We start from the raw sequence: 13,575 nt of genomic DNA, 5'->3' as shown, positions 1-13,575 counted from the left end.
GGGTCATACAGAAACTCCACATCCCAACCACGATCAACCGGAAACTCCGAAATACCCTCCCGCCCCTCAACTACCAAACGCCACAAACCCTCCGGCGACCACACCTCACCCGGAAAACGACACGCCATACCCACAATCGCAATCGGCTCGCTGGCGCGCTGCTCTATCTCGCGCAGCCGGCGCCGGGTTTCCCGCAGGTCCGCGGTCGCTCGCTTGAGGTAGTCGAGGGTCTTCTGTTCGTCCGCCACTGAAAGGTCACTCTCCTCGCCCAATGGAACCGGGGGTCGTACGTGGTCAGGGTGTACCGAGTTCGTCGTCCAGCAAGGCGAACAGCTCGTCCGCGCTGGCCTCGGTAAGGTCGTCCGGCTGGGCGACAGGCGCTTCGCCGCTCGCGGCCGTCCAGTTCGCCAGCAAGGCACGCAACCGATCGGTGACGCCTGCTCGGTCGCCGGTGTCCGGTGCCGCGGTGCTCAGCAGGGACTCCAACCGGTTCAGTTCTTCGTGGACCGAGCCGACACCGACCACGCCGTCGGCAGGCAGTTCGGTGCCCACGAATCCGGCCAGCGCGGCGGTGTTCGGGTAGTCGAAGACGACCGTTGGCGACAGCCGCAATCCGCTGAGTCGGCCAAGCCGATTGCGCAGCTCCACCGCGGTCAGCGAGTCCAGCCCGAGTTCGAGGAAACCGCGGTCGACCGCGATCGACTCGGCGGCCGGGTACCCGAGCACGGCGGCCACCTGCTCCCGCACGAACTTCAGCAGTGCCTCGTCGCGGTCTTCGCCGACCAGCCCCGCGAGCAAGCCGGGCAGCACTGTCCCGGTGGCCTGATCCGCGATAGACCGGGGCGCGCCTTGCATGAGATCGCGCAGCACGGCAGGCAACTCGGCGGAATCGATGGTGCGCAACATGGTTCGGTCGAGGCGTACCGGTGCGAGTAGTGGCCTGCCGGTGCCCAGCGCGGCGTCGAACAGCGCCATTCCCTCCGGTATGGACAGCCCGGTGCCGAGCCGAGCCCGGTCCCGTCCGCCGACTTCGCCTGCCATGCCGGTGCCGGACCACAGACCCCAGGCCAGCGAGGTCGCCGGCAGGCCGAGCGCGGTGCGGTGCTCGGCGAGCGCATCCAGGTAGGCGTTGGCCGCTGCGTAATTGGCCTGCCCCGGGGTGCCGAAAAGCGCTGCCGCCGAAGAGAACAGCACGAACTGACGGACCGGAAGATGCTCGGTGAGCCGATGCAGGTTGGCCGCGGCGTCCACCTTCGGCCGCAGCACCGCGTCCAGCCGGCTCGGCGTGAGCGATGCCAGCACGCCGTCGTCGAGGACGCCTGCCGCGTGCACCACGGTGGTGAGCGGCTGCTCGGCCGGGATGCTCGCAAGCAGGTCGGTCAGCGTAGGTAGATCGGCGGCGTCGCAGGCGGCCACGGTGACGGTCGCACCCAACTCGTTGAGCTCCGCTACCAGGTCGGCCGCACCCGGTGCATCGGTGCCGCGGCGGCTGGTGAGCACCAGATGGCGGACACCGTGCTCGGTGATCAGGTGCCGGGCCAGGTGTGCACCGAGCGCCCCGGTGCCGCCGGTGATGAGCGCGGTGCCGGACGGATCGAACGCGACCCGTTGCCCGGCGGTAGACGCGGAAACCAGCCGCGGCACGAACATTTTGCCTTGCCGTACCGCCACTTCCGGCTCTGTGCTGGTGAGCGCGAGTAGCAGCGCCTGCGCCGAGAACGACCCTTCTTGCCGCAACGCCACTTCCGGCTCAGCGGCGCCTCGCGTAGATTGCCCCTGCGCCGATTCGGCGTCGAGATCCAGCAGACGGAAGCGGCCGGGGTGCTCCGCCTGCGCCGAGCGCACCATGCCGCGCAACGTGGCGTGGCCGAGATCGATGTGTTCGGCGACGCCCGCAACGGCGATCGCAGAGCGGGTCACCAGCACCAACTCGGTGTCCACGAGCCGTGATTCGGCGACCCAGTCCTGCAGCAGCCCGAGCAGCCGATGCGCCGCCTCGTGCACGGCCGCCGGGTCAGGGCCGTCGGTGGGCGCGGGCGCCACCAGTACGACCTCCGGCGCGAGTGTGCCGTCGTCCAGCGCGAGACGCAGCCGGGCCAGGTCGGCATACCGATCACCGGGAAGGTCGAGATCCGCGGCCCCCAACACGGCCAGTCGGCGCGGCGTGGTCGGGCCCGCCGGGATTTCTCGCCATGCCACCTCGAACAGCGAATCCGCAGTGCGCGCAACCACACCGAGCTGGTCGGCCCGCACCTGCTTGAACCGGACGCCCGCCACTTCGGCCACTGGAAGGCCATGCCGGTCGGTGAGTGAGAGCCGGACGGTGTCCTCGCCGGACGGTGAAATCCGCACCCGCAGTGCGGTCGCGCCGGTCGCGAACAGCGAGACAGTGCGCCAGCTGAACGGAAGTCGCGTCGCCTCGTCGGCATCCAGCAAGCTCGCTGCGTGCAGCGCCGCGTCCAGCAGTGCCGGGTGCAGATCGAAAGACCTTCGCCCGCCCTCGGTTTCGGCCAGTTCGACCTCGGCCAGCACATCGGCGCCGGACCGCCATGCCGACACCAGCCCGGTGAACAGCGGGCCGTAGTCGAAGCCGAGTTCGTGGAGCTGGTGGTAGAGGCCGGCCAGTGGCAGCGGTTCCGCGTCGGCGGGCGGCCACGCGGCTGCCGGTTGCGGCTCGCCGGGTTGTGTGGAAAGCAGGCCGGTGGCGTGCCGTTGCCACGGCTCCCGGTCGTCGCCGGTTCGGGTGTGCACGGTGCAGGGGCAGTGCCCCGACTCGTCCGGTGTGCCGACCGTAACCATCAGGGTGGTCGCGGATTCGGTCACCACCAGCGGTGCCTCGAGGGTCAGCTCCGCCACGGTGGGATAGCCGAGCCGGGCGCCCGCGTGCAGGACGGCCTCGACGAAGGCGGTGCCCGGCAATAGCACGGTGCCGTGCACGGCATGTTGAGCCAGCCACGGGTGACTGGTCAGCGAGAGCCGGCCGGTGAACACCGTGTCGCCGGACGCGGGTGACCGCAGTACCGTGCGGAGCAGCGGGTGGTCCATCGGCTCCTGCCCCGGCCCTGCGCCATCCGAGGTTGACGTGCTCGCGAGCCAGTACCGCCGGTGCTGGAAAGGGTAAGTGGGCAACGGTAATTCGGGCAGCGGGGGCAGGATTCGGGCCCAGTCGATCGTGCTGCCCGCGGTGTGTAGCCGCGCGGCGGCGGCAAGCACTGTGTGCGGCTCGGCGCGGTCGGCCCGCAGGGCAGAGACGATCCCCACCGTGCTCCCGAGGTCCGCGAGGGTGCTCGCTATCGCACCGGCCAGCGCGCCGTCACCAGAGAGCTCCAAGAAGCGGACCGCGCCGGACTCGGCCGCCGCCGACACCGCGTCGGCGAACCGCACCGGCTCACGCAGCTGGTTCACCCAGTAGTCGGGCGTCGCCCAGTCCGCGGCGACGGCACCGGCCACCGTTGGCAGCACCCGTATCGTGGGCAGCGCGAAGTTCAGGCCGATGATGGTCTCGGCGAACTCGGCCAGGATCGGGTCCATTCGTGGCGAGTGGAAGGCGTGGCTGACCGGAAGCTGCCGGGTCCGCCGACCGCGCTCGGCCAGTTCCGCCGCGAGCCGCCGCACCGCGTCCACCGGACCCGAAACCACCAGCTGGTCAGGGGCGTTCACCACCGAGACGACCACCGGGTCGTCCGTGTCCCCCGCCGCCGCGATCAGCGCGACCACCTCGGCCTCGGTGGCCTGCAGTGCGGCCATCGCCCCGCCTTCGGGCAGCTGCTGCATCAACTGCGCCCGCGCGGTCACCAGCACCGCGGCGTCGGACAGCGACAGGACGCCGGCCACGTGCGCCGCGGCGATCTCCCCCACCGAGTGCCCGATCAGGACATCGGGTACCACACCCCACGATTCCCACAGCCGAAACAGCGCCACCTCCACCGCGAACAGCGCAGGCTGCGCAAATCCGGTGCGGTTCAACAGGTCTGCGTCCTCGCCCCACATCACGTCGGTCACCGGCTTTTCGGTCCGCAGATCCAGTTCGGCACCCACCTCGTCGAAGACACGGGCGAATACCGGGAAGGCCCGGTACAGCTCGCGGCCCATGCCGATGCGCTGACCGCCCTGGCCGCCGAACACCATGGCGAGACCGCCCTGTCGCGCGGTATCGAGGACCAGACCATCGGCGGAGCTGTTGCCCGACAACGCATTCAGTCCGGCCAGGAGTTCGTCCGTAGTGCTGCCGAGTACAACGGCGCGTTCCGGCAGCGAGGCGCGACCGGACACCAGGGACCGGGCCACCCGCCACGGGTCCACACCGTCCTCGGTGACGCGGTGCGCCAGGCGACCGGCCATCTCGGCCAGCGCGACCGGAGTCCGGGCGGAGAGTACCCAGGCCGCCGGAAGATCAACAGGGACAGACGGTTCCGGATGCCGTTCGGGTTCGGGGCCCGCTTCCAAGATCACGTGTGCGTTCGTGCCGCTGATGCCGAACGCGGAAACCGCGGCGCGGCGTGGGCGGTCCACCTCGGGCCACGGGGTTCGCTCGGTGAGCAGGCGCACCTGGCCAACCGACCAATCCACCTGCGCGGTCGGCTGATTCAGATGCAAGGTTGGTGGCAGCTCTCGATGCCGCATAGCCTGCACCATCTTGATCACCCCGGCGACACCCGCCGCCGACTGGGTGTGCCCGATATTGGACTTGATCGCGCCGAGCCACAGCGGCCGATCCGCCGGCCGATCCCGGCCATACGTCGCGAGCAGGGCCTGCGCCTCGATCGGATCGCCGAGCACGGTGCCGGTACCGTGCGCCTCCACCGCGTCCACCTCGGATGTGCCGAGCCCGGCGGCGGCCAGCGCGGCCCGGATGACGCGCTGTTGCGACGGCCCGTTCGGCGCGGTCAGCCCGTTGGAGGCGCCGTCCTGGTTGATCGCCGAACCCCGCAGCACGGCAAGGATCTCGTGGTTGTTCTTGCGTGCGTCGGACAGTCGCTCGACGAGCAGCAAGCCGACACCTTCACCCCAGCCGGTGCCGTCGGCCGCATCGGCGAACGGCTTGCATCGCCCGTCTGCGGCCAGCCCACGTTGACGGCTGAACTCCAGGAAGGTCTCCGGCGTGGCCAGCACCGCGACGCCTCCCGCGACGGCGAGGTCACACTCGCGGCTGCGCAGCGTCTGCGCGGCCTGGTGCAATGCGACGAGCGAGGACGAGCATGCGGTGTCCACCGTCACCGCGGGGCCTTCCAGACCGAACGAGTAGGAGATGCGGCCGGAGAGCACTGCGGTGGCGTTGCCGGTGAGGAAGTAGCCCTCCGCACCGTCGGGCGCCTGTTGCGGATCACCGCCGTAGTTCTGTGCCGACGCTCCGATGAAAACGCCGGTTCTGCTGCCCCGCAACGTTTCCGGGTTGATCCCGGCCCGCTCGAACAACTCCCACGAGACCTCGAGCAGGTGCCGCTGCTGCGGGTCCATGGCCAGCGCTTCCCGCGGTGAGATGCCGAAGAATTCGGCGTCGAAGTCCGCGGCGTCGTGCAGAAAACCACCAGTGCGGGTGTAGGTCTTGCCCGGCTTGCCCGGTTCAGGGTCGTACAACGATTCGACGTCCCAGCCCCGGTCGGCGGGAAAATCGCCGACCGCGTCGGTTCCGGAAATGACGAGATCCCACAGGTGTTCCGGTGAACGGACGCCACCGGGGAAGCGGCAACTCATCGCGACGATCGCGATCGGTTCATCGGCGTCCGCCGCGACCTCGACCGGGGCGGTGTCCTGTCCCGCCTCGACGATCCCTACCTCGGCCAGCAGCTGATCAGCCAGCGCCTCCGGGGTCGGGTAGTCGAAGACCAGCGTGCTCGGCAACGCGAGCCCGGTTTCAGCGCTGAGCCGGTCGCGCATGTCCACTGCCATCAGCGAATCGAAACCGACGTCCCGGAACGCGCGGGCCGCCGCAATCGTCTGCGGCCCATCGTGACCGAGCACCGCGGCCGCGTGCCGCCGGACCAGGTCGAGCACTACCCGCCGCCGATCCGATGCGGCCGTCTCTTCGAGCAAGGCGCGCAATGCCGACCCGCCCGATGCACGAGTTATCGCTTCGCTCAACGACTCTCGCACGCCGGGCAGCGCGTCGAGCAGCGAGCGGCGGCGGCCCGCGTTGAAGCCTGCGGCGAACCGCGGCCAGTCGACATCGGCCACCACGAGCGCGGTCTCGTCCAGGTTCACCGCGAGACCCATTGCGCCCGAGGCGATTTGCGGGTCCATCGGGCGCAGGCCGATCCGGCGGAGTTCATCGATCCCATCGGCCGCGGACAGGCCACTGCCGCCTGCCCACAGGCCCCATGCGATCGAGGTGGCCCGGAGTCCGCGCGCCCACCTGCGTTCGGCCAGCGCGTCCAGATGGGCATTCGCGGCGGCGTAGGCGCCCTGCTCGACACCACCCCAGACGCTTGCGCCGGAAGAAAAGAGCACGAAGGCGTCCAGCGCGGTGTCGGCCAGCAGCGCGTCGAGGTTGTCCGCGCCGAGAACCTTGGCGGAGAGCACCGCGGACAACTCGACAGGTCCCAGCGTGTCCAGCGCGCCCGGGGTGCCGACACCGGCGGTGTGCAGCACGGCGGTGAGCGGCCGATCCGCAGGTATCTCGACGAGAACGCGGGCCAGTGCGTCCCGGTCGGTCACGTCGCACGCGGCGAACGTGACATCAGCGCCGAGTTCGGTCAGCTCTGCGGAGAGTTCTTGCGCCCCTTCCGCTTCGGCGCCGCGCCTGCTGGTCAGCAGCAGATGCTCGGCACCGTTCGCGGCCAGCCACCGCGCGATATGACGGGCGACCGCGCCGGTGCCGCCGGTGATCAGGACGGTGCCTCGCGGCCGCCACGGCTGGGCCACTGCGGATCCGGTCGCCGGCACCAGGCGGCGCCGGTAGCCGCCGCCGGAACGCACCGCCACCTGATCCTCGGCGTCGATCCCGGCCAGGACCGCGGCCAACCGTGCGGCGGACCGCTCGTTCAGCTGGTCCGGCAGGTCGACCAGCCCGCCCCAGCGCTCCGGCTGCTCCAGGCCGATCACCTGGCCGAGACCCCAGAACTGGGCCTGCCGCGGGTTGGGTGCGGCATCCGACCGGCCGATGGTCACCGCGTTCCGCGTCGCGATCCACAGTGGGGACCGCAGCCCGAGCGCACCGAGTGCGCGCACCAGGTCCACCGTGCCTGCTAGCCCGGCACTGACCACAGGGTGCGCGGGGTGCGGTCGTTCATCCGCGCCGACCAGGGAAAGCACTCCGGCGAATCGGGTGTCCGCGACTGTGGCCAACCGCTCGGTGAAATCGTCTGCGAGCGGGTCGATTTCGAGCTGCAGCACCTTGGCGCCGTGAGTGGTGAGCGCGTCCGCCACCTCGCGGTGGTACCCGGTGGGTTGCACCACCAGCCAGGTGCCGGTCAGCTCACCGGCCGGCAGTGGGATCGGCTGCCAGTCGATTCGGTGCCGCCACGCGTCGAGTGTGGACTTCTCCCTGCGATCCCGGCGCCACTGTGCGAGCGAGGGCAACACGGCCTGCCAGGAATCCCGCTGCTCTTCAGCGCACGGCACGGTGGTCGCCAGCGCATCCCAGTCGGCGCGGTCGACGGCAGTCCAGAAGTCGGCTTCGCGTTGATCGGCGAGGCCGCCGACTGCGACGGGTACTGCGTCGACCCAATACCGGCGGCGATCAAACGCATACGTCGGCAATAGGTGCGGCGCAACAGGTTCAACCGCCGGGATCAGGCTGTCCCACCGCACGGGTAACCCATAAGTCCACGCCTGCGCCACCGACCGCACAAAACTGGCCACACTGTCCTGGTCACGACGCAACGTCTCCACCACCACCCCACCGACCTGCTCACGCTCAAGGGTCTCGGTGATCGCGGTAGCCAACACCGGATGCGGAGTGATCTCCATAAACCGCGTGAAACCCTCACCCACCAACCGGCGAACCGCCGCCTCGAACTCCACCGGCGAACGCAAATTCCGCACCCAATACCCAGCATCCAACTGCCCACCACTGATCCACTCACCAGTCACCGTCGACAACATCGGAACCCCACCAGCCCCACCAACAGCCCCCTCGCTGTCAGCAGTACCCGCAGCTCCAGCGAGATCGGTCAACAATCGCTCACTGATCGCATCCACCTGCGGAGAATGCGACGCATAATCCACCGGCAACCACCGCACCCGCAACCCCCGCACCTCAGCCTCAACCACCAACTCCCCCAACGCCTCACGATCCCCCGACACCACCGTCGCACCAGGACCATTGACCACAGCCACCCCCACCCGATCCGACCACGACCCCACCAAATCCTGTACACGCCCACGACCAGCAGCAATCGACACCATCCCCCCACCACCCGACAACTCCTGCGCGATCACCCGACTCCGCGCCACCACCAACCACAACCCATCCCGCAACGACAACAACCCCGCCACATGCGCCGCAGCAATCTCTCCCTGCGAATGACCCACCACCGCATCCGGTCTCACACCACAAGCCCGCCACACCCGCGCCAAACCCACCATCACCGCAAACAACACCGGCTGCACCACATCCACCCGCCCCAGCAGCGCCTCATCGTTCAACGCCCCCGACACCGACCACCCACACCACTCCCCCAACAACCCATCACACTCAGCGATCACATCGCTGAAAACCCCACACCCATCCAACAATTCACGACCCATCCCCACCCACTGACTCCCCTGACCCGCAAACACCCACACCACACGACCAGCCACCACCGAACCCAACACCGGCTCAACCAAACCCGACGCCACACGATCAGTTATGGCACTGTCATCACTACCAGCGCCTACCGAAACCAAAGCCACTGCCCGCGTTGCCAACTCAGCACGCCGCAGCAACGCCTGCGCCACCGCGACAGGATCTACCCCGTCCTGCGCCGCATACCACTGCGCCAACGCACTCAGTTGACCCGCCAACGCTGCGTCACCACGAGCAGACACCGGCCACGGCACCACCGACGACCGCAAAACCAGACCAGCCGCACCCACCAGCGGCACAGACTCCGATTCCGCAACCATCTCCGGGCCTAGCCCAGGGGCCGACCCCGCTTCAGGAGCCTGCTCCACGATCACATGCGCGTTCGTGCCACTGATCCCGAACGACGACACCGCCGCCCGGCGCGGACGATCGGACTGCGGCCACGGCCGAGCCTCGGTCAACAACGACACCGCACCCGAAGCCCAATCCACCTGCGACGAAGGCGAATCCACATGCAGCGTCTGCGGCAACACCCCATGCCGCATCGCCTGCACCATCTTGATCACACCACCCACACCCGCAGCGGCCTGAGTATGCCCGATATTGGACTTCAACGACCCCAACCACAACGGATGCTCCCGACCCTGCCCATACGTCGCCAACAACGCCTGCGCCTCGATCGGATCACCCAACGATGTACCGGTCCCATGGCCATCGACAGCGTCCACATCCAACGGACCCAGCCCCGCTGCGGCCAGCGCTTGCCGGATCACCCGCTGCTGCGACGGACCGTTCGGTGCCGTCAGTCCGCTGCTGGCGCCATCCTGGTTGACTGCCGAACCGCGCACGACCGCCAGCACCGGATGACCATTCGCACGCGCATCAGACAACCGCTCCACCAGCAACAGTCCGACGCCCTCACCCCATGCTGTGCCGTCGGCAGCATCCGCAAACGCCTTCACCCGCCCGTCGGGCGCCAGACCTCGCTGCCGGGAAAATTCCACGAACGTGTCGGCGGTGGCCATCACGGTGGCTCCACCGGCCAGGGCTAGATCGCACTCACCGTTGCGCAGTGATTGGACGGCCAGATGCAACGCCACCAGCGACGACGAACACGCCGTATCAACGGTGACCGCAGGCCCTTCCAAGCCGAACACATAGGAGATCCGGCCCGACGCCACGCTGCCGGCGCTGCCGCTGCCCAGGTAGCCTTCGAATTCACGCAGCGATTCGGCGCGCGAGTCGAGGCGCGAGCCGTAGTCGTTGTACATCACGCCGGCGAATACGCCGGTCCGGCTGCCGCGCAACGAGGTTGGCGCCAAACCGGCCCGCTCGAAGACCTCCCATGCGGTCTCCAGCAGCAGGCGCTGCTGCGGGTCGACGGTCAGCGCTTCCCGCGGCGCGATGCCGAAGAGGTCGGCGTCGAACTCCGGTGCGTCGTGCAGGAATCCACCCTCGCGCACGTACGTCGTGCCGTACCGATCCGGGTCCGAATCATACAGCGCGTCGACGTCCCAGCCGCGGTTGATCGGGAAACCGGAGACACCGTCCCGGGCCTCAACCACCAACTGCCACAAGTCTTCTGGTGAGGACACCCCGCCTGGATACCGGCAGCCCATGGCCACGATGGCGATCGGCTCGGTGTTCCTGGCCTCGACCTCGCGCAGGCGTTGCCTGGTCTTGTGCAAGTCGGCCGAAACACGCTTGAGGTAGTCACGGAGCTTGTCCTCGGTCTGCATGAAGGCAACCTCTTCGATATCGGGCAAGAACGGATATTTCTCTATACGCGCAGCCGGCCGATGCCGGATATCGACGATTAGCCGACACCTGGACCGACAGGCATGGAATTACGCTATTTGGGGCCTATGTACCAAACAACCCCTAGCCGCCCCTACCCTCGCTACGACTTTGCGATAGGTGATGGAGAAATTGGCCCGAAATTACGCTGGGCATGTCATGAGAACAGAAATCTTCGTGGCGCATTCTAAATCAGTAGCAGCGCAACATCTCTCGATTCGCAACCGACATAATGCCAGTCCACACCACGACATATCGGCCGAAACTCCCGAGCACACCCGAGCAGTAAACAAACACTCGGACGCAGCGGTCGCCTAGCGAAGTCGAAGCCGACTCGAATGCGTCCGGGAGTTGAATCACGCGAGCTGAATTACGAAACTCCGAGTTCATTATCGATGAACTCGAACATTTCACTGTCGCTCGCGGACTCCAGCCGTTCGGTAACGTCCACGGTTTCCGCGCCGCTGTCGAACGTCGTCAGTAGTTCACGCAACCTGGCCGCCAGCCGCGACCGCTCCGCCTGGTCCGGGTCGGCGGCGGCCAGCAGCGCGGCCAGCCGGTCGAGTCCCTGGTCGACCGGCGTGCTCGACCGCTCATCGCCGCCGCCCAGTTGCTCGTCGAGATATCCGGCCAAGGCCGCCGCGTCCGGGTAGTCGAACATCAGGGTGGCAGGCAGCCGCAGGTTCAACGCCCGGCTCAACCGATTACGCAAGTCCACCGCGGTGAGGGAGTCGAATCCGAGTTCGAGGAACCCCCGCTCCAGCGACAACGTATCCGGCCGATCGTGCCCGAGCACGGCGGCGACATGCCGACGGACGAACTGTTCCAACGCCTGTGCCCGCTCGAGTCCGGTCAGCGCGGCCAGCTTGCCCCGCGCATCACCGGCTTTCGGTTCGGCCTCGGTACGGCTGCTGGTCCGGATGAGCCCGCGGTACAGCGGCGAAATCTCCGCCGAGTCCTGCGCCCGCAGTCCGGCAAGGTCGAACCGGGCGGCCACCACGTTCGGCAGCCCGGCTGCGACGGCGGCATCGAACAGGGCGAGCCCGTCGTCCGTCGACAACGGCTCGACACCGGACCCGCGTAGTCGGCGGAGGTCCTTGTCGTCCAGATGATCGGTCATGGCGCCGCGGTCCTCCCAGAAGCCCCAGGCGATCGAGACGACCGGTCGGCCCGCCGTCCGGCACTGCCGCGCGTACCCATCGAGGAATCCGTTCGCCGCGGCGTAGTTCGCCTGGCCGGGTGCGCCGAAAACCGCTGCGAGCGAAGAGAACGCGACCATCGGCACCTCGGCGGGCAATGCCGCGTGCAGGTTGGCCATGCCATCGGCCTTCGGCAGGTACGCGACGGCGAGCCGGTCCGGGTCGAGCTCAGTGACCAACGCGTCGGCCAGCGCTCCCGCGGCATGGACCGCGCCGGTGAACCGGTATCGCCCGGCCAGCTCATGGACGGCCGCGGAGTCTGCGACGTCGCACGCGACCACTTGTACCTCGGCGCCGAGCACGGTCAGCTCGGCCACGAGTTCCGCGGCACCGTCGGCCGCTGGGCCCGACCTGCCGGTCAACACCAGCCGACGGACGCCGTGCCGGACGACGAGATGGCGGGCGAGGGCCGAGCCGATCGTGCCCAGACCGCCGGTGATCAGCACCCACCCGGCGTCACCGGACGGGAACGGCAGCGGCATCGCGGCCGCCCTCGACACTCTGGCCAGTCGTTGTACCCACGGTTTGCCATCGCGCAGCAGCACTTCGCCGTCCGGCACGGTGAGCATCCAGGGCAGCGGCGCGGTATCGGCCTGCCCGAGCACCACGAGGCCGAATCGGTCCGGGTGCTCCGCCCGCGCGGCGCGGACCAGGCCACGCACCGCGCCCGCGGTCGCGCCGTCCTCCTCGACCAGGAAGACGAGCCGGGAGTCCTGCCAACGGGATTCGCCGAGCCACCACTGGATGGTCTGCAGCACCGATACGACGGTCAGGCTCGCGGCCGCGTCGGCTGGTATCCGGAACACCACGTGTCCGAACGTTGCCGCGTCGGCCGCGGCGAACGCAGCCAGATCCGGATATGTCGCCGCACCGGGCAGCGTGTGCGGATCGCCGATTACCGCCACGGTGTCGGCAGCAGCCGGGAGGTCCACCGGCTGCCACTCGACCTGGAACAAGTGCTCGTAGTTGCCGCGTGCACCGATCTCGTCCGGGCGCACCGCACGTAGCGCCACCGAATCCACGGTGAGCACTGGGTTGTTGTGTTCATCGGTGGCGATGATGGCGATCGCGTCGGGACCTGCGGGGGTGAGTTGGCAACGCACACTGGCTGATTCGATCGGCTGTAGCCGGACACCGCTCCATGCGAACGGCAGATAGGTGCGGGCCGGATCGCGGGTGAAATCGCCGAAAGCGATGCCGTGCAGGATCGCGTCCAGGAGTGCGGGGTGTGCGGTGAATCCGCCCGCTGCGCCGGTGCCGGGCAACTCGACTTCGACCCAGACCTGCTCACCGGCACGCCATGCCGCCTGCACGCCTTGGAACATCGGACCGTATTCCAAACCCGCGGTGGCCAATTCGTCGTACAGCCCAGCGATGTCCACTGCCTCGGCGCCGACCGGCGGCCATGGGAAGCCTGCGGTATCGATCGACTCGGCCTCGCCTCGCGACAACGGCTGCCCGTGCACGACGCCGGCCGCGTCGAGCGCGCCTGGGTCGGCACCGATGCCAGTGGCAGTGTCGCTGGTCAGGGTGCCGGTGGCGTGTGTGGTCCATTCACCATCGTCGCCAGCAGGTCGGGTATGCACCACGACCTTCCGCACCTCGGTCTCGGTCAGCCCGGCTCCCGTTGTGGTGTCGGTGGGTTCCGAGGTGATGACCACCCGCACATCCAACGGTGTATCAGCAGGAACCAGTACTGGTACTTGCAAAGTCAGCTCCGAGACCACCGCACAGCCCAACTGCTGCCCGGCGCTCACCACCCACTCCAGCAACGCGGCACCAGGAATCACCACCGTGCCGGCCACCGCGTGATCAGCCCACCACGACTGCCCCACCAACGACACCTGCCCC

At 68.4% G+C, this 13,575-nt stretch carries 3 protein-coding genes; all 3 read right to left on the bottom strand.

The window, feature by feature from the left end; translation table 11 throughout:
- Positions 1-248, bottom strand: a 248-nt coding sequence (locus tag ABZ942_RS43695) for a beta-ketoacyl synthase N-terminal-like domain-containing protein (RefSeq protein ID WP_357392251.1), incomplete at its 3' end; no start/stop codon positions are given.
- A gap of 46 nt (positions 249-294) precedes the next feature.
- Positions 295-10,494: a type I polyketide synthase gene (locus tag ABZ942_RS43690; protein ID WP_357392249.1), complete on the bottom strand. Its 10,200-nt coding sequence runs from the start codon at positions 10,492-10,494 to the stop codon at positions 295-297.
- Between the two features lie 401 nt (positions 10,495-10,895).
- Positions 10,896-13,575 (bottom strand): type I polyketide synthase (locus tag ABZ942_RS43685; RefSeq protein WP_357392247.1); only part of this gene is annotated, 2,680 nt, incomplete at its 5' end.

The organism is Nocardia sp. NPDC046473 (assembly GCF_040645995.1).
In the GTDB taxonomy this organism is placed as follows: domain Bacteria; phylum Actinomycetota; class Actinomycetes; order Mycobacteriales; family Mycobacteriaceae; genus Nocardia.
The sequence above is the reverse complement of the archived record's forward strand: the minus strand, read 5'-3'. Positions and strand labels throughout refer to the sequence as shown.